The 22,514-nt window shown below is 41.5% G+C and carries 24 protein-coding genes and 2 pseudogenes; 18 read left to right on the top strand and 8 right to left on the bottom strand.

The features are described from left to right. Window positions 1-443: 443 nt before the first annotated feature. From VZ94_RS10955 to VZ94_RS10900, 15 genes are all read left to right on the top strand, one after another. Window positions 444-1,574, top strand: a complete 1,131-nt coding sequence (locus VZ94_RS10955) for a WecB/TagA/CpsF family glycosyltransferase (protein WP_052700454.1) — start codon at window positions 444-446, stop codon at window positions 1,572-1,574. A 2-nt stretch (window positions 1,575-1,576) separates the two neighbouring features. Beyond that, complete coding sequence (xrtD, locus tag VZ94_RS10950) at window positions 1,577-2,899, top strand: VPLPA-CTERM-specific exosortase XrtD (protein WP_204369110.1); 1,323 nt, start codon at window positions 1,577-1,579, stop codon at window positions 2,897-2,899. Between the two features lie 4 nt (window positions 2,900-2,903). After that, entirely contained in the window at window positions 2,904-3,128 is a 225-nt protein-coding gene (locus VZ94_RS30670) for an exosortase C-terminal domain/associated protein EpsI (protein ID WP_204369111.1), read from the top strand. A gap of 334 nt (window positions 3,129-3,462) precedes the next feature. Further along, complete coding sequence (locus VZ94_RS10945; RefSeq protein WP_131655536.1) at window positions 3,463-5,559, top strand: tetratricopeptide repeat protein; 2,097 nt, start codon at window positions 3,463-3,465, stop codon at window positions 5,557-5,559. Window positions 5,560-5,642: 83 nt separating this feature from the next. After that, window positions 5,643-5,948: a PilZ domain-containing protein gene (locus tag VZ94_RS10940; protein WP_082081567.1), complete on the top strand. Its 306-nt coding sequence runs from the start codon at window positions 5,643-5,645 to the stop codon at window positions 5,946-5,948. A 21-nt stretch (window positions 5,949-5,969) separates the two neighbouring features. Next, the gene (locus VZ94_RS10935; protein ID WP_045779261.1) at window positions 5,970-6,194 is read left to right on the top strand and encodes a hypothetical protein; all 225 of its coding nucleotides are present in this window, start codon (window positions 5,970-5,972) and stop codon (window positions 6,192-6,194) included. A gap of 58 nt (window positions 6,195-6,252) precedes the next feature. Continuing rightward, a complete protein-coding gene (locus tag VZ94_RS10930; RefSeq protein ID WP_045779260.1) occupies window positions 6,253-6,717 on the top strand; it encodes a hypothetical protein in 465 nt (154 codons plus the stop codon). Between the two features lie 10 nt (window positions 6,718-6,727). Continuing rightward, the gene (locus VZ94_RS25920; RefSeq protein WP_157844900.1) at window positions 6,728-6,886 is read left to right on the top strand and encodes a hypothetical protein; all 159 of its coding nucleotides are present in this window, start codon (window positions 6,728-6,730) and stop codon (window positions 6,884-6,886) included. A 7-nt stretch (window positions 6,887-6,893) separates the two neighbouring features. Next, entirely contained in the window at window positions 6,894-7,067 is a 174-nt protein-coding gene (locus VZ94_RS32745) for a hypothetical protein (RefSeq protein WP_369126298.1), read from the top strand. Further along, window positions 7,048-7,527 carry a type II secretion system protein GspM gene (gene gspM / locus VZ94_RS10925; RefSeq protein ID WP_045779259.1) on the top strand — a complete coding sequence of 160 codons (480 nt, stop codon included), beginning with the start codon at window positions 7,048-7,050 and terminating at the stop codon, window positions 7,525-7,527. Before VZ94_RS32745 ends, gspM begins: the two co-directional genes overlap by 20 nt. A 232-nt stretch (window positions 7,528-7,759) precedes the next feature. Beyond that, entirely contained in the window at window positions 7,760-8,044 is a 285-nt protein-coding gene (locus VZ94_RS10920) for a hypothetical protein (RefSeq protein ID WP_045779258.1), read from the top strand. Then, entirely contained in the window at window positions 8,004-8,234 is a 231-nt protein-coding gene (locus tag VZ94_RS10915; RefSeq protein ID WP_045779257.1) for a hypothetical protein, read from the top strand. The genes VZ94_RS10920 and VZ94_RS10915 overlap by 41 nt, the downstream gene beginning before the upstream one ends. Before the next feature lie 3 nt (window positions 8,235-8,237). Beyond that, window positions 8,238-10,418 (top strand): type II secretion system secretin GspD, encoded by a 2,181-nt coding sequence (gene gspD, locus VZ94_RS10910; RefSeq protein ID WP_082081565.1) that lies wholly within the window; start codon window positions 8,238-8,240, stop codon window positions 10,416-10,418. A 24-nt stretch (window positions 10,419-10,442) separates the two neighbouring features. Further along, the gene (gene gspE / locus VZ94_RS10905; RefSeq protein ID WP_045779256.1) at window positions 10,443-12,194 is read left to right on the top strand and encodes a type II secretion system ATPase GspE; all 1,752 of its coding nucleotides are present in this window, start codon (window positions 10,443-10,445) and stop codon (window positions 12,192-12,194) included. A 16-nt stretch (window positions 12,195-12,210) separates the two neighbouring features. Further along, the gene (locus VZ94_RS10900) at window positions 12,211-13,107 is read left to right on the top strand and encodes a LysR substrate-binding domain-containing protein (protein ID WP_045779255.1); all 897 of its coding nucleotides are present in this window, start codon (window positions 12,211-12,213) and stop codon (window positions 13,105-13,107) included. A gap of 82 nt (window positions 13,108-13,189) precedes the next feature. Here the strand turns inward: VZ94_RS10900 and VZ94_RS10895 are convergent, their stop codons facing one another. The 3 genes from VZ94_RS10895 to VZ94_RS10885 all read right to left on the bottom strand — a co-directional run bounded on the left by VZ94_RS10895 (window position 13,190) and on the right by VZ94_RS10885 (window position 15,149). Beyond that, a complete protein-coding gene (locus VZ94_RS10895) occupies window positions 13,190-13,855 on the bottom strand; it encodes a class I SAM-dependent methyltransferase (protein ID WP_052700452.1) in 666 nt (221 codons plus the stop codon). Between the two features lie 106 nt (window positions 13,856-13,961). Continuing rightward, window positions 13,962-14,282, bottom strand: coding sequence for a hypothetical protein (locus VZ94_RS10890; protein ID WP_045779269.1), 321 nt, complete (start codon window positions 14,280-14,282; stop codon window positions 13,962-13,964). Window positions 14,283-14,465: 183 nt separating this feature from the next. After that, complete coding sequence (locus VZ94_RS10885; protein WP_045779254.1) at window positions 14,466-15,149, bottom strand: hypothetical protein; 684 nt, start codon at window positions 15,147-15,149, stop codon at window positions 14,466-14,468. Between the two features lie 369 nt (window positions 15,150-15,518). On the opposite strand from VZ94_RS10885, the gene VZ94_RS10880 reads away from it, so the two are divergent. Continuing rightward, window positions 15,519-16,163, top strand: a complete 645-nt coding sequence (locus tag VZ94_RS10880; protein ID WP_239649855.1) for a CvfB family protein — start codon at window positions 15,519-15,521, stop codon at window positions 16,161-16,163. A 12-nt stretch (window positions 16,164-16,175) separates the two neighbouring features. On the opposite strand, the gene VZ94_RS10875 is transcribed toward VZ94_RS10880, so the two are convergent. From VZ94_RS10875 to VZ94_RS31990, 5 genes are all read right to left on the bottom strand, one after another. Beyond that, window positions 16,176-16,712 carry a hypothetical protein gene (locus tag VZ94_RS10875; RefSeq protein ID WP_045779253.1) on the bottom strand — a complete coding sequence of 179 codons (537 nt, stop codon included), beginning with the start codon at window positions 16,710-16,712 and terminating at the stop codon, window positions 16,176-16,178. Window positions 16,713-16,968: 256 nt separating this feature from the next. Continuing rightward, the gene (locus VZ94_RS32005; RefSeq protein WP_052700450.1) at window positions 16,969-17,817 is read right to left on the bottom strand and encodes a methyl-accepting chemotaxis protein; all 849 of its coding nucleotides are present in this window, start codon (window positions 17,815-17,817) and stop codon (window positions 16,969-16,971) included. After that, window positions 17,795-17,941: a methyl-accepting chemotaxis protein gene (locus VZ94_RS32000; RefSeq protein ID WP_338040347.1), complete on the bottom strand. Its 147-nt coding sequence runs from the start codon at window positions 17,939-17,941 to the stop codon at window positions 17,795-17,797. Before VZ94_RS32000 ends, VZ94_RS32005 begins: the two co-directional genes overlap by 23 nt. After that, the gene (locus tag VZ94_RS31995; protein ID WP_052700449.1) at window positions 17,928-18,158 is read right to left on the bottom strand and encodes a methyl-accepting chemotaxis protein; all 231 of its coding nucleotides are present in this window, start codon (window positions 18,156-18,158) and stop codon (window positions 17,928-17,930) included. Before VZ94_RS31995 ends, VZ94_RS32000 begins: the two co-directional genes overlap by 14 nt. After that, a complete protein-coding gene (locus tag VZ94_RS31990; protein ID WP_052700448.1) occupies window positions 18,146-19,558 on the bottom strand; it encodes a hypothetical protein in 1,413 nt (470 codons plus the stop codon). Before VZ94_RS31990 ends, VZ94_RS31995 begins: the two co-directional genes overlap by 13 nt. 921 nt (window positions 19,559-20,479) lie before the next feature. On the opposite strand from VZ94_RS31990, the pseudogene VZ94_RS10865 reads away from it, so the two are divergent. Further along, window positions 20,480-20,843: pseudogene (locus VZ94_RS10865) on the top strand (response regulator). Between the two features lie 45 nt (window positions 20,844-20,888). Next, a pseudogene (locus tag VZ94_RS33255) lies at window positions 20,889-22,514 on the top strand (chemotaxis protein CheA); the annotation flags it as partial.

The raw sequence follows: 22,514 nt of genomic DNA, 5'->3' as shown, positions 1-22,514 counted from the left end.
TGTATTTTCGATTGATTCCATATAGAGCAATTTACAACTCACTTGTTATTTACAACTGCCCAGCCTTAAACAATATATGTAGATGATATGGGCTAGGTTGTGATTTTGTTAACAAAATAGTTTTATATTTTCTATAAAATGCTATCATTTTTGCAGATTGATGACGACAATAATTGCGAATTTGAAAGTTATAAGCTGTCAGAATGTTATTATTACGCGATTTAGCAATAAAGCTATTCTCAAGTGGTCATTCAGGGAAATCAACAATTTTGAAGCTCAGTTACTGTTAAATTACCTAAAAACGAACAACACATAACATATTGTTTATAATTATATTTATAATTATGAATTACTGAGTTGATTAGATGTTTATACTAATAACAACGTTTTAGTACTAATATAGACAGGTTTTATATACCGTTTTCAATTCAATGAGAGTCGTTATGAATACTCGTTCGTCATTAGCCCATGTTGATTTTACTCGCCAGACGTTTTGCTTGCTTGGTTTACCTTTTGACGCGCTGACGATGCCAGCGATTATAGATAAGCTTAAACAAGCTATAGCGCAACGCCAGCCTTGCTTTTTATCGACGCCTAATTTGAATTTCTTAGTCAATTGCTTAGATGATACGGCATTTAGAAATTCTGTTTTGGTAAGCGACTTAAGTATTGCGGATGGTATGCCGATTGTTTGGTTGGCTAGGATATTAGGCTTACCGATTACTGAGCGAACTTCAGGCTCGGACTTATTTGATTGTTTACGCCAAAGCCCTGGACATCATATCCGCTTATTTTTTTTAGGCGGTATGGATGGTGTGGCGGAGAGCGCTTGTCGCGTGTTAAACGCTGATTCTAGCAGTGCTATAAATGCAGTAGGGTATTTATCGCCGGGGTTCGGCTCTATTCAAGACATGAGTTCTGACGAGATGATTAATACCATCAATGCAACCCAGGCCGATTTTTTATTAATCGCATTAGGCGCTAAAAAAGGCCAAGCATGGGTTATGCATAATCGGCATAAATTGAACGTCCCGGTGATGAGTCATTTAGGGGCTGTGATTAATTTTGTTGCCGGTCATGTTAAACGTGCACCTAAATACATTCAGCGCTTGGGTTTAGAATGGTTGTGGCGTATTTATCAAGAACCTGCACTATGGCAACGTTATTATCACGATGGCTTAAGGTTTTTAAAGTTACTGCTATTAAATATTGTGCCGTATTGGTTTTGGCAGCAAACACATCGAACGTTATTAGCCCAAACCGAACTGGCAAAAGTCGATATTATAGAGCAATCTGGCGCGGCAGTATTAGTTCTATCAGGCACTTGCACCCATGCGACTATTGAACCCATAAGGCAGGCATTAACCCGCATTGCCACTAGCTATTCAACGATACGTTTTGATTTAGCTAAGGTTTCTGTGATGGATTCAAGCTTTATCGGACTGTGCTTACTCGCATATAGTCACTGTTTCAAGCAAGCGGGCGAGCTGGTATTTTTAAATGTAAGTTCTGAGCAACGCCGAATTTTTACTTGGCACTGTGCTGAGTTTTTGTTAACGCACAAGGATTTTTAAGTATGCAATTATCTGAGCAGCAAGGCTGGCGATTTGGTTGGTTAAATTGGTTGTTATTGGCTGCTGGGTTGGTAACAGTGTTGTTAGGCTTTGCTGATGGATTGTCAGAACTTCTCACGCGCTGGGATAAGCAAGAAGAGTATAGCCACGGCTATATGATTCCATTGATTACGCTGTATTTTATTTGGCAGCGTAAGCCATTATTAGAAAAAACCGATTTTACCCCAACCTGGTGGGGGCTTGTATTGGTTGCTTTAGCGGTTTTTAGCTGTTTGATTGGCGAAATTAGCGCCATGTATTTGCTGATTCATTATGGTTTTGTGCTGATTTTAGTCGGCATGGCTTGGTCTATGATGGGATGGCCTGCACTGAAAATCGTGTTGATACCGTTATTATTATTGTTATTTGCCATACCGATTCCCTATTTTTTAGAAGCACAATTATCGGCAAACTTACAATTGTTATCGTCTAAATTAGGCGTGTATTTTATTCGTTGGTGTCAAATTCCGGTTTATTTAGAAGGCAATTTAATCGATTTAGGCAGTTATAAATTACAAGTCGTTGAAGCGTGCAGTGGCTTGCGTTATTTGTTTCCACTGATGAGCCTAGGGTTTATTTGCGCGTATATGTTTGATACGACGTTCACTCGGCGTGCGATAGTGTTTTTATCGACAATACCAATTACGTTGTTAATGAACAGCTTTAGAATTGGCATGATAGGGTTGTTGGTTAATTATTTTGGCATTGCGATGGCCGAAGGCTTTGTTCATGACTTCGAAGGCTGGGTCGTATTCATGGCATGTCTTGGCTTATTAATCATTGAAATGATGCTATTGATTCATTTTAGCCAAGATAAGCGTTCGTTTAGTGAAGTCTTTGGCTTAACCACTCATGCAGCCAATGCCTACTCCGCGATGATACAGCGCCCTGTCGCTAAGCCTTTTATCGCTGGGTTAGTCTTAATTACGCTGGCAAGTATTTCTATTAACATGCTCGGTAAGCGTGAAGAAGTGATTCCTTCACGTAAACTATTTGTCGATTTTCCTATGACAATTCAAGGGTGGTACGGCAAGCAAGAAAGTTTAGGTACGAATGTATTAGATACGTTAAAACTCAGCGATTACGTGCTAGCAGACTATCAAGATCAAGCGGGGAAATTGGTGAATTTTTATGTTGCGTACTATGCGACACAACGTAAAGGCGAATCACCACATTCTCCACAAGTTTGCATTCCAGGCGGTGGCTGGGAAATTAGCGCATTGTCGCGTAACGAATGGAATGCGATGCCGTTTAATCGGATTGTGATAAAAAAAAGGCGATGTTAAGCAAATCGTCTATTATTGGTTTCAGCAGCGTGGTCGCATTGTTGCAAATGAATATTTAATGAAGTGGTATTTATTTAAAGATGCGCTGATGCTGAATCGGTCTGATGGTGCTTTAGTTAGAATCACTGCGTTGGTAAAACCAGGCGAGGAAGAGCAAGTTGCCGATGACAGAATTAAACAATTTATAGTAGCAGTAAGCCCGTTATTACCTGGTTATTTACCAAATTAAAGAGTTTGTTACCGAAAGGATAAGTGTTGTGAAATTAAAAATGTCTGCGTTGATGTTAGTGACTTTGTTAGCGATACAAGCGTGTAGCAGCCCAGAGGAAAAAAGTTGAAAGCTTTATCGAACAAGGCAAGCAGTTATTCGAGCAAAAAGAGTATGATAAGGCGGCAATAGAGTTTAAAAACGCCTTGCAAATCAATAAGAAAAAATCAATTGCCTATTATTATATTGCTCAAATTGAAGAAAAAAGCAAAACTGGCAAGCGGTTTATGCCAATTTGACTGCTGCGGTAAAGTTTGACCCTAAAAACATACCCGCTATACTCAAACTGTCTCAAATGCAATTAATTTCGGGTAAAACTGATGAAGCATTGCAAAGCGTCGAAAAAATATTGCTGCTTGAACCTGAAAATTTAGCAGCACTCTCTGTTAAAGGTGCGGTATTCCTCAAACAAGGCAATACCAATGAAGCAATGGCCTTAGCCGATAAAGTGTTGGTTAAAGACCCCGCGCATATTGATGCTATAAGCTTAAAAGCCACGTTATTATTAAACGCTAAAAAAGCACCCGATGCGCTGGCATTAATTGACACTACGCTAAAAACTAAACCGCATGAAATTAATTTGCATATGCTGAAAATGCAAATTCATAACCAGCTGCAAGATAAGGCTGCGTTAGAACAAGATTATCAACAGCTTGTACAAGAGTTTCCTGATGATATAGATTTTCAATTTGCCCAAGCTAAATTCTATGACGAAATAAACAAAGACAAAGAAGCAGATGGCGTATTAAAAAACGTCATCGAAAAGCATCCGGATAACCTTAAAGCAAAATTGGTTTACATTGATTTTCTTGCTAGCAAAGACAGCGTGGCTGCGTTAGCTAAAACGCAAGAATTTATTAAACAACAACCTGATATAGAAGAATTGTATTTGCATCTTGCCAAATTATTAGTTGCTAATAAACAATTAAGCGAAGCTAAGCAGCCCTTGTTATGGCTGACAGAACATAAAAAAGACAGTAAAAATGCATTATTGGCTAAAGTTATGTTAGCTGCATTGGCGCTAGAAGAAAAAAACAAGGCAGAAGCAGAGAAATTATTGGCTGAAGTGTTAGCCGTTGATGCTAGGCAATACGATGCCATGTTGTTAAAAGTCAAAATGAAGCTAGCGGATAATCTGCTTGATGAAGCCGTGTCTGATTTGCGTAATATTTTGCGCGATTATCCTGAAAAAGATGAATTGCTTACGCTACTCGGGCGCGCTTACCAATTGCAAAATTCTCCCCAGTTAGCGGATGAAGCTTTTTACAAGGCCTTTGAGGTGAATCCTAAAAATCTTGAGGCCATGAACGCGGTAGTAAAAAAACTGATGGCAAGTAAAGAATTTGCTAAGGCAGAAGAACTATTAGTAAAAGCTTTAGAGCAAAATCCTGGCAATGCCATGGCTCTGCAAATGCTGGCACAAGCTAAGTTGCTAAAACAAGACTGGACAGGCGCTAAACAGTTAGTAGACACCATTAAAAGCCTGCCCGAAGGTGTAAGTTTTGCTAATTATTTAAGTGGCAAAATTTCCCAAGCCCAAGGCCATTACGAAGAGGCTATAGCACAATTTAAACAGGCTTTGGAAAAAAGTCCTACCTTAGCAGATGCACTTAATAGCATCTATGCATGTTATCAAGCGTTGAAACAACCAGAAGCAATGCTTGGTTATTTAGACAGTATTATCGCTGCCCATCCTGATAATGATTTGGCCACTATTTTGAAAGCGCAAATCCTTTATGACAATAAACGCGCCGATGAAGCCATGACGTTAATTAATCAAGCTATAGTTGCTAAGCCTAAAGTGATTCAATATTATGAATTAATGACTCAGTTCTTTGTGAAACGTAAGGAGACAGCGTCAGCACTTAAGGTGTTACAAGACGGTTTAAAGAACAACCCAGATGATCCGCGCTTATTAATGGGGTTAGCTTCACAGTACGAACAAGGCAATGATTATCAAAAAGCCTTAGAAACTTATGAAACATTAGTGGCTAAGCAACCTGGGTTTGATATTGCGGTTAATAACTTAGTCTCTTTATTGCTTGACCGGTTTGATACCCCAGAAAACATTAGTCGTGCAACAAAATTATCTGAACGCTTTAAAAACTCAAAACAGCCTTACTTTGCCGATTCTTACGCATGGGCGTTATATAAATCGGGCAAAGCTAGCGAAGCGCTTTCTATCAGCAAGTCAGTTGTTGATACGACCCCTAACGTGCCAGTATTTTACTACCATCTAGGTGCTATCTACCAGGCTCTTAAAGACCATAAAAACGCCGAACAAGCCTTAAATAAAGCATTAGAGCTAGCCGGAACGGGTGAACCGTTTGCTGAAAAAGAGTTGGCTAATAAATTACTAACAGAACTGAAAGCAGCAGTGCCTGCACTATAGGCATAAAGGTATAGCCTATGGTGCAAGCTATACCCTGCGATACCCCGCATTTGAAAACCATGAGACTGTTCAGAGTATAGCTAATGATGACTTATGTTAATGACTTTGATCATAGGCGCTTTGTCCGCATGAACGTCAATTGCGAACTGACCTATCGCTATTCTGATTCGGCTCAATTATTTCGTGGTGTTTGCAAGAACCTAAGCAGTTCAGGGATTTTATTTTCTTCTCATAGAACAATTAAGCCTGGGACAATCATAGAAATCGATATTGTGACACCCGATCATAATCTTGTACCGTCATTAAAAGCGCTGGTTGAAGTAATACGCGTAACAGGGCCAGAGGACGGGCAATATGAAGTGTCAGGCGAAATCAGAGGCGTCAAATAATTAATTCGTTGTTAATAAGCCATGGAAAATTTTAATCGTTACTGGCAATGGTGGTTGCACGAGCTTGATCAATTATTACCTAATTGGTTTAAGACCGTGTTTTATCCTTATCGTCAGCAACAGCTTTTTGTACGTTTTGAAAATTTTCAAGCCCATATCTTTAGTCTTAACAACGGTGCAGAAACCAAGATAGGGCAATTCTTCTTACATAAAGAAGGGAATAGACAACTAAAGGCACTTTTTTGAACAGCATATAGAATGGCAGAAAGCCAAAAAAATCTTATTATTAAATGCTAAACAAGTCTTGCGCCGTAACATTTCCTTACCAATTGCCGCACAGTCTGATTTAAATCAAGTGATTGCTTACGAATTAGATAAGTATGTCCCTTTAATACAGGAACAAGCTTATTTTGCCACGCAGATATTGGGAAAAAATAAAGAAAATAACCAAATCTATGCTGAGTTGGTGTGTTTACCTAAAGCAAAGCTAGACCATTATTACCAAGAATTTTACGATTGGGGACTAATACTTGATGCCATTTGTTACGATTATGGTGTCGAATATTTCAAATCGCAGGCGCAAAGCAAAAAACACAATTTGTTACCTGAACATTTAAGTCCTAAACGGCGTAATCTTGCAAAATTATCAACACAGGCGTTGACTGTGTTATTCTCGCTATCTTTAATCGTCGCCGTGGTCTATCCGCTTTGGTTACAATCGAATCGTATTGACGCATTACAACAGCAAGTATCTGAAGCCAAAACGTAAATCGGATGAAGTGGAAAAATTAAAAGCACACGCAGATGTTATTCTATCGGCTGCTTATAAGCTTAATGATTTAAAGCATCATGCGCCTGCGTTGATTAACGCATTACAAGAGCTTAGCTTAATAATACCTGACAATACCTGGTTAAAAAAGTTTAGATTATTCAAATAATAAGCTCATCTTAGAAGGCTTATCAGGCTCATCGTCAGCGTTAATAGGCTTGCTAGAAGATTCCGATTATTTTTCACAAACACGGTTTGTTTCACCTGTTGTGCAAGATTCCAATGCAGGCCAAGACATGTTTAAACTTGAAACTCACATAGATAGCGACCGTGCAGCTAGATCACATTGAGTTAAAACATAAGCGTACGGTAGCATTAACTATCTTATTGCTATTATCGGTAATTATCATCAGTGGTTTGGTTCTTCCCGTACTGGCTCACTATCAAGATAATCAAATCGAAATTACAAAATTGGAATCTCGCTTACGCCTATATCAAGCTAAAATTACCAGTCGAGAGCAGATTATTCAGCAAACGTCAGACATCACAAAATCAGTTTACGAATTAGGTATTTTCAGCAGCCAGCGCTCTATTCCATTAGCCACCGCCGATATGCAGCAACAAATCAAGAATGCCGTTATATCATCGGGTGGTGAGCTAACCAGTACTGAAAACTTAGCAAATCAAGCGTTTGATGGATTATTAAAACTCAGTATTAATGTACGCTTTTCTGGACGCGTTGAAACGTTTGAAAAATGTCTTATACGAAATAGAAGCCGCAAAACCTTATTTATTAGTCGAGAAAATTAAAATCTTAGGTGTTGCTGGACAACGTAATATAGAAACCGGAAAGGTAGAGCCGGTTGACAAGGTCTACATTTCTGCCGATATTGCCAGTTATTTACCTAACATATCATCTATAAGCAAATAATGTATTACTTACGAGTGTACAAATCGGCATTGTTACTATTAATGGCAAGCTTAATTTTGGTTCAGCATTATTTATGCAGAATCCTCTTGGCTTGATAACTATCAGCCGATAATGCCGCAAGGATACCGACCGATTAATAATGATTTAACTGAACAATTAGAAGATATTCCTGAATTGAGTCCAATTATTGATACCCGTGCAGCCTATAGCATTATTACGCAAAAACCACTATTCATTGAAGGCAGAATAGAGCTGCAAGAAGGTCAAAATGACGCGATTAATGCGGGACAACCATTAGGCTTTAGCCTGACCGGTGTTGTGTTGGGCTCTAATCAACCTTATGCGCTGATTGCTGATGAAAAAAAAAGTCCAACATCGCTTAACTCAGGGCGATAATTATGCCGGTTGGTTAGTAGAACAAATACAAGCAGATAAAGTGGTGTTGCAAAATAAGCAAGTCACGCGCGAATTATTACTCATCCCTATCGAAACAAAGCCTCAGCCCAATTACGAAGGCATGAATGAAATGTTAGAACAAGGGGTTGAGTCTTTTCCTGAAGAAATTCCTAACATCATTGAGCAATAGCTTATGGCGACTCTTTTTCTGACTCTTTTCCATCGCCTGTACCGCACTCGATACTGCATTATTACTGCGTTTAGCCTAAGCCTAAGTGCTTGTCATTATCTTCAACCAGGGCCATTAGCTAAACGACCTTTAGAAGAAAATAAAACTCAAGCGTTGCTAAAAAAAGCCAAGCAAGACAGCAAAACCTTTACGACGGAAAACGCTCAGGCTACGATAAAAAATACGTTTTCAAATGCCGAAATTTATCGCGGTAATGGTCAAGTCATTGCTAATACGATTAAACCTTCGACTAAGTCCCAGCGCACCGGAGAAGGCAAATATGTATTGAATTTTGAAAATGCCGAATTAGCTGAAGTGATTCGAGTCATTTTAACCGACACTTTAAACAAAAATTACACGCTAGACCCTAAAGTCTCTGGTAAAGTCAGTCTACGCACTGTTAAAGCCTTAAGCACTGAGGAATTATTAACAACGCTAGAAATGGTGTTACAAATCAATAACGCCGTATTAGTGAAAAGCGGCAATGCTTATTTAATTCATCCCGCGACGACAGCGGTGCCCGCTAATACCGAAACCCATTTAGCGGGCGCAGCATTACCCGCAGGTTTTCAAGTACGCATTATTCCGCTGGCTTATGTCAGCGCAAAAGAAATGCTAGAAGTGTTAAAGCCGTTAGTCTCGCCCACTTCGTTGTTAAAGATAGATACGGTCAGAAACTTAATCATGGTGACAGGTACATCGGAACAACTGGAAAATATCGAACAAACGGTTAATATGTTTGATGTCAACATGTTAAAAGGCTTGTCGTTTGGTTTATTCCCGTTAGCGAACGTCGATCCAGAAACGGTTGACAAAGAATTAAGCCAGATATTCGGTTATGGCGAGGGCGGGCCAACAGAGGACTTATTTAAAATTCTACCGATAGAACGCTTAAATGCGATATTAGTCATTACACCGCAAGCGAATTATTTAGATCAAATCAAAACTTGGCTGGCACGTTTAGACAAATCCAAAACCGGCGTTAGTGGTAGCGTACATGTTTACAAAGTTCAACATATTAAGGCTGTAGACTTAGCCGATATTTTAAACGATATTTTTGGTCAGACAGGCACTAGTAGCGCAAGTAGCAAAAGCACAAAACCGTCATTAGCACCAGGGCTAAAAAGCAAAACCTTGTCCAATAAAACCGATACCACGCCAGAAGCTGATAACATTAACGCATCGCACCGCAGTAGTCGTTCATCAAACAGCGCAGGGTTTCCAGGCATAGGTGAAATTCACATTACGCCTGATGAAATCAACAACTCACTAATTGTCGTCGCCTCTGCAGCTGATTATAAAACCGTGCATGGAGTGATTAATGAAATCGATATTATGCCGTTACAAGTGCATATCGATGCGTCTATTTTGGCAGTAAATCTGGGCGACAATTTGGAGTTTGGCTTAAATTGGAAATTTGATGACTCACTTGGCGGTAATTACACAGGGGTGGGAATATTAGGTTCATTAGCACTCGATTCTGCGACGTCAGGCTTCACTTATTTGATTCGTAAATCAAGAGATGTCCAGGCTATGCTAAAAGCTTTATCAGAGCAAAAAGATATTAGCGTACTATCTTCGCCGTCTTTAATGGTATTAAATAACCAAGAAGCGCGCATACAAGTAGGTGACCAAGTACCAGTACGAACGGCTCAATCGACCAACACAAGTGGCGATAGCACTAACCCGATACAAACCAGCTCGATAGAAATGCGAGAGACGGGGGTTATGTTAAAGGTAACCCCTAGAGTTAATGCTAGCGGTGTTGTTATTATGGAAATTGAGCAAAGTGTTGATACACCATCTAAAACTAAAACCTCAACAATAGATTCTCCGACTATTTTAAAACGCTCGATTAACAGCTCCGTCGTGGTCGATAGCGAAGAGACAGTGGTTTTAGGCGGCTTAATTTCCGAAGAAGTTGAAGACAGTCGAACGGGTATCCCTTGGCTGATGGATTTACCTTGGGTAGGTGAATTATTTAGTAGTACTCAACGTAGCAAAACCCGTAACGAATTAGTTGTATTAATCACACCCAGAGTCGTCAATGATCAAGCTGATGCGAGAGCGGTTACTAGAGATTATAAAAAGCAACTTACGGGTATTTATAATGAGCTACCCGCGATGAAAGCGCGACAACCTTAGCGCTGTCCTTACTCTAAGCAGGCAATGGATAAAATACCTAATAAACAAGAGTTCTATCAAACCTTGTCTGAACGATTACTCAGTCAAGGACGGCTGACGCAAGTCGAATTAGTCCGTGTGCAGCGTTTAATGGAGCAAATCGATATGGGGGTATTGCCTGCGCTGCTCATGATGGAGCAAGCGGGTGGCGATGGCTTGCCGGAATTATTAATCCGTTTAGGGCTGTGTTCTGACAAAGATGTCGCCCAAGCCATTGCACATATCACCGGTTTAGAACTCATTTATAAACAGAATTACCCCATAGAGCCACCTTTAGGCGACGCGGTCTCGGTGCGCTTTTTTAGAGAACACAAGCTGTTAGTCGTGGATAACCAAATCGAGAAACTGGTAATTGCTGTCGTTGACCCGGCTAAAGAATTTGCGATTGATGCTTTACGCATCGTGTTCGATAAACAAATAGAGGTAAAAATTGGTAACTTATCGGACATCAACGAAGAAATAGAAAAACAATTCGGTTCGGGCAAATCGAGCATGGACAAAATCCTTGCTGATTTAAGAACCGATACCTTAGTCGATGACGACATTGAGCATCTCAAAGATATGGCTAGTGAAGCTCCTGTCATTCGTATCGTTAATTTAATTATGCAAAAAGCCCTAGACTATCGGGCTTCAGACATCCATATCGAGCCGTTTGAACAAAAACTCATCGTGCGCTTACGCGTTGATGGTGTATTGCGCGACTTGGAAGCGCCACCGGTTACATCAACGGCGGCTGTTATTTCGCGTATTAAAATCATGGCTAAGCTTAATATCTCTGAGCGCCGCTTACCGCAGGATGGTCGTATTAAGTTGCAAATTCAAGGCAAAGAACTAGACATGCGTGTATCGACGCTACCGACGATGTACGGCGAAAGCGTTGTGATTCGTTTGCTAGATAAAGAAAGTGTCATCTTCGACTTTGACAAATTAGGTTTTATTGGGCCGGCGTTAAACCAATTTATAGAAGTCTTAACGCAACCCCACGGCATTATTCTCATCACCGGGCCTACCGGTAGTGGTAAAACCACGTCACTCTATACCGCATTAAACCGGTTAAATACGGGACATAGCAAAATCATTACCGTTGAAGACCCTGTCGAATATCAACTCGTCGGTATTAACCAAGTGCAAGTGCAAAGCAAAATTGGGCTAGATTTTCCTGCTGCATTACGCTCTATTGTTAGGCAAGACCCCGACATCATCATGATAGGAGAAATGCGTGACAAAGAAACCGCCGCTATAGCGATACAATCGGCGCTCACCGGTCATTTAGTCTTATCAACGTTACACACCAATGATGCGATTGGCAGTGTTACCCGCTTATTAGATATGGGTATAGAAGATTATCTACTCACCTCAACACTTAATGCGGTCTTAGCACAACGTTTAGTCAGGCGTTTATGTCCACATTGCCGACATGCGTATAATGCTAGTGACGCGCTGATTGAACAATTGCAATTAAGGCGTTTTCAAGCGTATGGCGACATTGTGTTATACACCGCTACGGGATGTGCAGAATGCTCCAATATAGGCTATAAAGGCCGAGCTATGGTTGTGGAATTATTTATTATGACGGACAGTATGCGCACGGCAATATTAAAAGGCGTCGACACGGTGCAACTCAAACAGCACGCGCTAGAGCAAGGTATGACCATGTTATACGATGATGGCATACAAAAAGCTTTAGCCGGGATGACTTCGTTAGAGGAAATTGCACGAGTGACAGCGGAAATGTAGCCATCTGGAGCAAACCATGAACCTAAGTCAAATAGAGCTACTGCGCGTATTACAAGAAACAGGGTTAAACTTATCCAAAGCCGCAGAAAAAATGCATGTTGTACAATCGGCGGTTAGTCGACAACTGCAATTATTTGAGGACGAATTAGGTTCGCCGCTATTCGTGCGTAAAGGCAAAAAGCTTATTGCACTGACACCGTTAGGTCAGCAAATTATGGCCGAAGTCAGCCGCATTAACCAAGCCAAGCTAAACATTCACAACATCGCACAAGACTATATCAACAGCGAGCGCGGTATTATCCGAATTGCGACGACCCACACCCAAGCGAAATATTTTCTGCCACAGCCCATACAACGTTTCCGAGAAAAATATCCCGGTGTGCGCATCTATATCGTGCAAGCTTCGCCAGAGCAGTTGATTGTGCAATTACACGAACATAAAGCTGACATCGCAGTATGCACTGAAAGAGTACAAGACGACCACGATTTAGTGACACAAGAATGTTACCAATGGCATCATGCTGTCGTGATGCCTACTAATCATCCCTTAAGTGAAGGCGATATTAGCTATGAGCGGTTAGCACGCTATCCCATCTTAACCTATAGCTTTGGTTTTACTGGTCGTTCTAATATTGAAAGTGCTTTCGCCGTTGCAGGATTTCATTTAGACATTATTTTAGCTGCCGCCGATACGGATGTGATTAAAACCTATGTGCGCTTAGGTATGGGGGTAGGCATAATTGCCGCGATGGCTTATGATGCCTTAATGGATAAAGATTTAATTATTAGAGACTTAGCGCATTTAATCCCCAAATCCACAACAAAAATTGCCTATCTTAGGCAACATTATTTGCCTCAGTATAGTCGGCAATTTATACAAGAACTGCTGCTAGCGGCAGGTAAGTCTCAGTAAAACGTTAACCACACCCTATAATCATGATCGGTGTTCATAACATCCTAAGGCCGAATTAAGATGGGACTACGTTTCAGCATCGCTAAAGCCGATAACAATAAATGCATTCATCTTTTCTATTCGATAAGTTAACAATACGCTCAGCTTGCCAATCCGGTACAGCAAACGAAGATGAAATCAATAAGCTTCCGGAGCGCATTTCATTTTTTAATTTACGCGCCAATGCAGGCATAACCGCTGGAGATAAAAAAGCAAACACCACATCAAACTCAGCCAAGTCCGCTTGCCAAAAGTTTTGATACAACACCTTTATTGCGGACAAGCGACGACTACGCCAATAACAAATCAACCACGGTAATGGTGCATGCTCAAAAGCAGTAATCGACAATGTTGGATTTTGCTGTGTTAAGGTAGGCAATAATGAACCGGTTCCCGCACCTAACTCAGCAAAATGGCGGCAATCCTCTTTACTGATAAGCTCGGCAACCGCGCGCGCGGTCGCCAATGAGGATAAAAATAACGGCACCTCGCCTTGTATCGTGCCCCAATAAACAAGCATCCCGATACTAAATAGACTTAAGTAAACGGAACTTGGCAAATTAAGCCAATATGAAAACAACAGCAAGGGTACAAACAACGCATGGATAAATCGCCACCATACAGGCTGCTTTAACAAACTAGCAACGGTAACAGCGCAACCAGCTTGTATGGCGGTTATCAGCCAAATAGGCATAGGCCAGCGTAACATGAGTAAAAAAAACGACTACGACGCCTACGCATTGAGCGCAAATCGCTTTAAACAAGGTGATACGCCTAGATTTATACATACAGAATTGCAATCCGCTTATTCGTAATTAATGAGGAGCGGTCGGTACGGAAGGAGCCTGGGGCGATGATGATGGTGTTGCAACACCTGGAGCAGGGGCAGGAGCTGGAACAGGGACAGGTACTGCGCTTGTCGGTATAGGTAACGCAGCAGCAGCTTCCTCTTTCTTTTTATCACTTATAGCTTGTCCGTACATGGTAAATGAAATCATCACTAACACCAACGTAATTGACAGTATTTGGGTACGCGAAGGCTTATCTAAAAAGAATAAAACCCATCGGGGTTTTATCATTCCGGCAATAAAAATTAACACAGTAATTAACATCAAATTTAGTGCAGCTAACAGCATGAGTTCCTCTCTAATCGTTATTAATCTGGTGGCATTCATAACAAAAAACGTTAAAACGTATCAAAGCCAATTCCAACCGAAAAACTTACGCGTTGATGAGGTTTGTGTCAATAGCACGCGATAAGATGAAACAAGAAACGCGTTAACTGAAAAACAATTAACGCGTTTAGAGTGCCATCCGTTTTATTTAATAATCGGTGCAACATCACCAGTGGTCAACCGCACACTGTAAGCAACAGGTGTTACAACATTGGTGTTTTTGCGCACTAAATTAATCTCAATATAATAATCGTTATTTAAAAAATCAAAGGTGTGGGTAAATTTTTTCACATCTTCTACAGCCACAACTGAAGCAGACGAATTGCTATTAAAAGACGCAATAGTTGATTCAGTCATCGTGGCGCGAGACAATTTTCTCAAGGAAGCGGTCACAGACGCATTAGTGCTAATACCATCAGGGTCTTTATAACCGACCACTAAGCTATTCCAAGACACACTTTTCCATGAGGCGGGAATTTCAAATAAATCGCCTTTTTGCGCAGGCACATAATCATACATAGGCGTGACATTACAACGCACAGTAATAGGTTGGAAAACAGGGCCTAAAATCGCATCACTAGTCGCTCTTGTTAAAGGAACAGCAACAACACCTGTTTGGTTACTAATGTTGTTGCCTAAAAAGCGAAATTGTGAACCAATAAATTCATATTTACCCACAGATGACTCATCGACGCTGCAAGCCGATGCCGTTGATGTCCACGCAGGCAGGGTGTCATACCAGCCAGAAGGTAAAGCCGATGCAGAATTAGCGCCGACAACAGAACCAACGGCTAACAGAGTTAATAAAGTTGAACGTAAAGTTTTCATGATAATATCCTCGTGAGATAGTGTAGGTATTAAAGTTTTATGTTTGACCGATTGCTTCGGACAGGTCATAGGTTACCTACATTAACCCATTCATGCGGTGAGGTAATTACCTTTCCCATGACGATTATTCACAACGTGTAAGACTTAAAAATCACACGTACACTTTTTACTACTCACAACAATTATGATTGAAATAGGCAAAGTCAACTCACTTAAACTATCTAAACGTATAGGCGCCGAAATTTACTTAAGCGCAGGTAATGCTAGCAGCCAAGTATTACTAATGGACCATTACCGCCTGGGCATAACGAAGCAGAATCGCTAAGCGCATTTGTTTATGTCGATCAAGGCGGACATTTAGCCGCAACGTTGCAACAACCTTTGGCCCAAGTAGAGCAAATTGCTTGGCTAAAAGTCGTTGATGTGAACTATACCGGGGCTTTTTTAGACTGGGGATTGAAGAAAAACTTGCTGATACCGTTTAGCGAACAGCATCAAGAACTCAACGTCGGCGATTATCATTTAGTGAAATTATTGCTAGACGAGCAACAACGTGTCGTCGCAACCACTAAAATAAATCGCTATATACAAGACAGCTCGCCTTATTTCAAAGTCGGGCAAAAAGTATCGCTAATCATCGCTGATAAAACCGATATTGGTGTAAAAGCGATTATTAACCATAGCCATTGGGGTATGCTGTATCAAAATGAATTGTTTAAACCGGTCAGCAAAGGTCAAACTTTAGACGGCTATATCAAACATATTAGAGAAGACTTTAAAATCGATTTAACACTGTATCAGCCGAGTTATCGCAGTGAAGTCGAGACCTTAGCAGACAAAATAATAGCAAAACTCAAAGCCAATAATGGCAGATTAGCAGTTAACGACAAAACGCCGCCTGAGCAAATCTATCAACAGTTTGGCGTCAGTAAAAAAGTATTTAAACAATCGCTTAGCGCGCTATTCAAACAACGCAAAATTATCATTGAGGAAACCGGCATTCGTCTAACCTAAGTTTAAATCGCCTTAAAACAACTCGATATTATCTTCATTGGGCGTCATCATGGCTTCACGTTCTTGTTTTATCTCGTCGAGCGGGCGACCTTCGATAATCGCATCGAACAGAACCTTCTCTGACTCCATGGTATAGCGGGCGCGAATCTCGCTTTGGAACTGCGACCACTCCGTAGGATTATAAAGACGCTCAGGAGACTCTAATAACTGCGTTAAGCCAAGCAAATTACTGGTCACATGCTGTAAACATTGCACCATACGATCATAAAATTGAAACGCGACAATCGATGATTGGATTTTATCGCTGGTTTCAGAGCAACTCACCAGTGCTTTATCGCGAATTTCACACGCCTCCATAGATAACAAAAAATTATTAATCGCCAGCATGTGCTCAGCCATGATAGTAAACGACTCCGTCAATACGTTCACCGAGTTATCCCCATCTTTTAGCAACTCATCGACTTGTATCGCCGAAAGAGAGAGTAACTTAACGGTTTCACGTACCTGACTCCAATCAAGATCAGGTTTTTTTGAATTGGAAGGAGACATATGCTACCTAAATCCTTAAAATGTTGACAAAAAAGGTTGAAAAGCAAGGCTTTCCAACCTTCGTTAAACAGCTCAAACAGCGTTTGAGGTAATGCCTTATCTAAAAGTGACTACATCCATTCGGATGCACAGCGCTTTTAAACCGAAAATTATACTGTAAGATTATAGCGTTTGTGCGGAGACTCCGTTTAGAGACTTAAAACTCGGCTACCGCCTTAAGTAGAAACAGGGCATTATCCTGCATAAAGTGCATAGCCTAAAACTCAACCCAATCATCGTCGCTGGCAGACGTTACCAACTCTTTCTTAACCGGCGGTGTCGACGGTGCCGGACTAGCCGCTAACGCAACATCACGCTTTAACCGCATAATCGCGGCCCCGACTGCGCTAGACGCCGAAACAAACCTAGAGCTATCGCCATGCAGCATTTCATTTGCCGCATCAAAGTTTTGCTCATTAATTGCTGCAGCTACTTTAGCGGCTTCAGTATGAAATTCAGCATGTTTCTCTACGCACGCTTGAAACGTATCTAAATGACCTAATTGTTCTCTAATAGGGCTATAAAGCCACTTGCCAAAATCACAGCAATTATCTTTACTAATTTTTTCTACGTCTAAATGCTCATGATGGACAATCGCCGAGCGGAATTTCACCTTCCATTCTGAATGTTTGTGAATAGCGACATCCAATCCTTGATTAATACTTTCCAAATGCTCTACAGGGATTTTTTTAACCGGTACTACCGCATTTTTCACAGGTGTTGGCGCTCGCGTAGTCGCAGGCGCATAAGTTTTCAGCTCACGCGTAAAGCTACTAGATAATCTAAACAACGACAGCGTATCCGCTAACTGCTGTGCCTGCTCTTCCAGCGATTCCGCTGCCGCTGCTGCTTGCTCGACTAACGCAGCATTTTGTTGCGTGACATCATCCATCTGACTAATCGCCTGATTAACTTGACCAATACCAGAACTTTGCTCAACGGAAGCTGACGCTATTTGCGACATAATGCTAGTCACGCGCTGAATCGCATTAACAATCTCTTTCATCGTCGCACCCGCTTGCGTAACCAGCTTAGTGCCTTGCTCAACTTTTTTCCTCAGAATCACCGATTAATAGTTTAATCTCACCAGCCGCAGCTGCCGCACGTTGCGCTAAATTACGCACTTCGCCCGCCACGACGGCAAAGCCTCGACCTTGGTCGCCCGCGCGCGCAGCTTCAAACTGCGGCATTAAGTGCTAAGATATTGGTTTGGAACGCAATACTATCAATCACCGCAATAATATCGACGATTTTATTAGATGACTCATGTATAGATGTCATGGTCGTTACCACTTCATCAACGACTACGACACCTTTGCCTGCAATTTCCGAGGCACCAATGGCCAAGCGATTGGCTTGCCTGGCGTTCTCCGTGTTCAATTGCACCGTAGACGTTAATTGTTCCATGCTGCTGCCGTTTCTTCTAAACTCGCCGCTTGTTGCTCAGTTCTATGTGATAAATCGTTATTACCTGCGGAAATTTCTTTCGCCGCCGTATAGATAACATCACTGGCCTGTTTTACGTTACCCACCATTTCACGCAAATTCTCAATCGTTGCATTCACGCTAGTCTTAACAGAGCCAAACTTGCCAGGATAATCACGCGTAATAGTTTGCGTTAAATCTCCTTTAGCCATAGCAATCGTTACACGCTCAACATCACCAAACCCGGAATCACAGGTTTCAATAAACAAATTAATGTCTTCAAGAATATCTTTAAACAAATACTTAAACCGGCTTGAATCACTACGATGGGAAAAATCTCCCTGACAGCCTTGCTCGCTTAAGGTTTTAATTTCAGTCGAAATATCTAATAAACTGCGCTTAACATTATCCATCGCTTGACAAATTTTAGCTTTTTCGCCCGGCAATCTAGGCATATCGACCGAAAAATCGCCTTGTGAATAATGCATAATCACATCAATCAATCCCATTTCGACATCAATATGCGAACGCACTAGCTGATTAATTCCTGTCGCCATATCGGCAAATGAGCCAGAAAATTCTTTTGGCTCAATCTCATGAAAAATCCAACCATCGGCGTGATTTTTAGACATTTCCGACAATGCCCCCATAAACCCATACACCGATTTTTGCAGATTTTTTAAATCATAAATCAGACTACTACTATCGTCAGGTTGTAGTTTTAATTCCGAGAAAAAATTACCCTGCGCTACTTGTTTAACGGCTTCAGCCGCATAAGTCGGATCACCGCCTAATTGTTTTTGAACGCTCCTAATCAAGAAGTAGGCTAACGATAAGCCAAAAGCTACTGTCAACAGTAAAACCGTTAGCAATAACCCGTTAGCCTCGCTCACAGACTGTTTAGCAAGCGACTCGTCATCAAGCGCACGTTTATTGGCTAAGTCCACTAACCCCGTTACCGCATTTTTATGCCAATCAAACGCAACCTCGATTTTCCCTAACGCCGTAGTGATTAACGTTGCGTCACTTCGTTGCACCGCAGGAATAAACTCTTTTACCGCCGTAGTAAAAAAACTATCACCAGTGTCATGAACTTGCTGAAAAGCCACTCGCATTTTGGGTTCTAGCGTTTGTTTTTGCCAATATTGCTTGCGCTGCTCGTAACCAGTTTTTAACGCGTCGAATTCGGAAAGCAGTTTATCGCGTTTAGCTTTATCGTTAGTATTCGCCAGTTGCATAAGCACCAAATAAGGCTCTACCACATATTCTGGGGGCGGCAAAATATCGGCGACTAAATCTTTACCCTGAACAATACGCTGATATAACTCGCCATTCACTTTAAGGTCGGTTAACACCTTAAACGAATAGCCACCATAAATCATCACCCCCAACGAAAAAAACGCCGACTAATAACCACAAACGCTGATTTAGCTTAAGCGCAGAAAAAAAACTCATAATTCCCCCTGATGTGTGTGAAGCCCTGGTCAAAACACCTGGCAATCTTTTTATGCGAGTCTTGCTTAGAATTCTTGACCATAAAGTCTAATTTTGCAACTTCATAACGTGTAAATCGACATACGCGCATTATAGCCATTACAACGCAATTGAGCATTACCAGTTGACAACCATGCGCAAGACGGTAAACAATCGATACATAAAACTGGGAAAGCGCTCGATTAAGCAGAATCCATTATCAACGTCTTTAATTAAGAGTATGTGCTTCAAACGGTCACATTTTGTTTTTAGATAGGTAGGGTGCGCTGTGCGCACCTTTATAACATCATTAAAAATCAATGAACAATGTGCGCACAGCCCACCCTACAACAACACAAGATACCGAAAACTTGACCGTTCAGAGTATAAGCAGAGTTTTATCGGATTGAAAACACGCTAAAACTACTCTTTCACGACTTGAATAATGGTCTATACTGAGCAAAAAGTGTGAGAAATGCACATGACAATGTATTCGTGGTCAGTGCGGCATATACTTCAAAAGGGTCACATTCGGTTTTTAGGCAAGTAAAGCGTGCTGTGTGCACCTTTATAACATCATAAAAATCAATGAAAAAAGGTGCGCACAGCGCACCCTACGGTAACACAAGATACCGAATGTGACCGCTCAGAGTATATAAGCACAACGCGAATATGTCGCACCTACAGTGCCGATTTTATTTTATGTACATTCCTTAGAAATCGACATTACTGCTCAAAAATAGCTGTAAATATAAAAAACTTGAATGCTACAATAAATTCACTTGCAGTTTTTGCTAAATAGATAGCCTATAGACATAACGGAGACAACGATGGCAAGTATTCTTGCAGTTGATGACTCGGCCTCAATGAGAAAAATGGTAACATTTACCTTAAAAAGCGCTGGGTATGAAGTAGAAGAAGCAGTAGATGGGGTTGATGCGCTAGAAAAAGCTAAAGCAACTCAATTTGATTGCATAATCACTGATGTAAATATGCCAAACAAAGACGGCATTACGCTAATCAGAGACTTACGAGCATTACCTAATTACAAATTTACCCCTATGCTTACCTTAACGACCGAATCTGGCGCAGAGAAAAAACAAGAAGGTAAAGCAGCAGGCGCTACAGGATGGATAGTCAAGCCTTTTTGATCCAGATCAACTGTTAAAAACGTTGAAAAAAGTCTTAGGTTAATACCTCCTCGTTTTATTGAATCTTTAAAGATGCACGGGTAAGTTTATGTCTATCGATATGTCACAATTCCACCAAGTCTTTTTCGAAGAATGTTTCGAAGGCTTGGAAGCAATGGAATCAGGACTCTTAAACTTGGATATGGGCGATATTGACCACGAAGTCATTAACACCATTTTCCGAGGCGCCCATTCGATTAAAGGCGGCAGTGGTACATTCGGTTTTACTGTGGTGGCGGATTTCACCCACATCATGGAAACCCTGCTGGATGAAATGCGCGATGGTCGTCGAAAAGTCACCCAAACTGCGGTTAACGTCTTACTCGGCTCGGTAGATTGTCTACGCGAGATGTTGGCATCGATACAAAATAACCAACCGGTTGCTGAAGCATCTGTCAGTAAGTACATGGCAGCGTTAGAAGCCGAACTACATGGTTCTGATGCCGCTAGCACTCAATCCGTCGCGTCTCATACACCAGCGGCACSCCCCCCATAGAGACCACCCCACCGACTAGCAGCGACGAAGAAATAGCTGACGAGCCGGAAGAACATGGCTGGAAAATCGCATTCTGCCCTTATCTCGACTTACTTAAAACAGGTAACGACCCGGTTAGAATGTTTAGAGAACTCGCAGAACTTGGAGAATTCAGCGCCTCACCGAATGTTCAAGATGTCCCTGGATTAGATGAGCTAGACCCAGAGGAATGTAATATTTCGTGGGACTTAAAAGTTATTGGCGATAGCACGCTAGACGAAGTTAAAGAAATTTTCAATTGGGTAGAAGGTGATTGCGAATTAGATATTCAGCCTATTGCCACTAAACCCAAAAAACCAGCGGTCGCTAAAAAAAGTCGAGCCTCAACCTGCGCCGGTATCTATTGCCACTGCGCCAACGCCTGAGCCTGAACCAGAGCCCGTTGCCGTCACCGCTTCTGAAAATACCGACGCACCAAAACCCGCTAAAGCTGCCGTCGCCGCGATTGGCGATAGCGATTTAAACAAAACATCCGCGAAAGCCTCTAGCTCTATCCGTGTTGACACCTCAAAAATCGACGCGCTGATTAACATGGTTGGCGAAGTGGTCATCACACAATCCATGCTGGGATTGGTTGGTGAAAACTTTTCTATGGACAAACTGGATCAGCTCAAAAAAGGCTTAGCCCAGTTAGAACGCCATACGCGTGATTTACAACAAAGCGTCATGAATATTCGGATGTTACCGATTAGCTTTGTTTTCAGCCGTTTCCCTCGTTTAGTTCACGACATTAGCTCTAAACTCGGCAAAAAAAATTGAATTAAAACTGGTCGGCGAAAATACCGAAATCGATAAATCCGTTGTTGAATTAATCAACGACCCGCTCGTGCATTTAATCCGCAACAGCTTAGACCACGGCATAGAAATGCCCGATAAACGCGTCGCGGCAGGCAAGCCTGAAACCGGTACCATTGAATTAAAAGCCTATCATCGCGGTGGTCATATTGTCATTGAAATCACCGATGATGGTAACGGCATGGATAAGAAAAAACTTATTGCCAAAGCCATAGAAAAAGGCATTTTAGATGACAATGCGCAACTAACCGACAAACAAGCCTTTGAACTCATTTTCATGCCCGGTTTCTCTACGGCAGAAAAGCTCACTGACATTTCGGGGCGTGGCGTCGGCATGGATGTGGT

The organism is Methylocucumis oryzae (genome assembly GCF_000963695.1).
In the GTDB taxonomy this organism is placed as follows: Bacteria; Pseudomonadota; Gammaproteobacteria; order Methylococcales; family Methylomonadaceae; genus Methylovulum; species Methylovulum oryzae.
The sequence above is the reverse complement of the archived record's forward strand: the minus strand, read 5'-3'. Positions and strand labels throughout refer to the sequence as shown.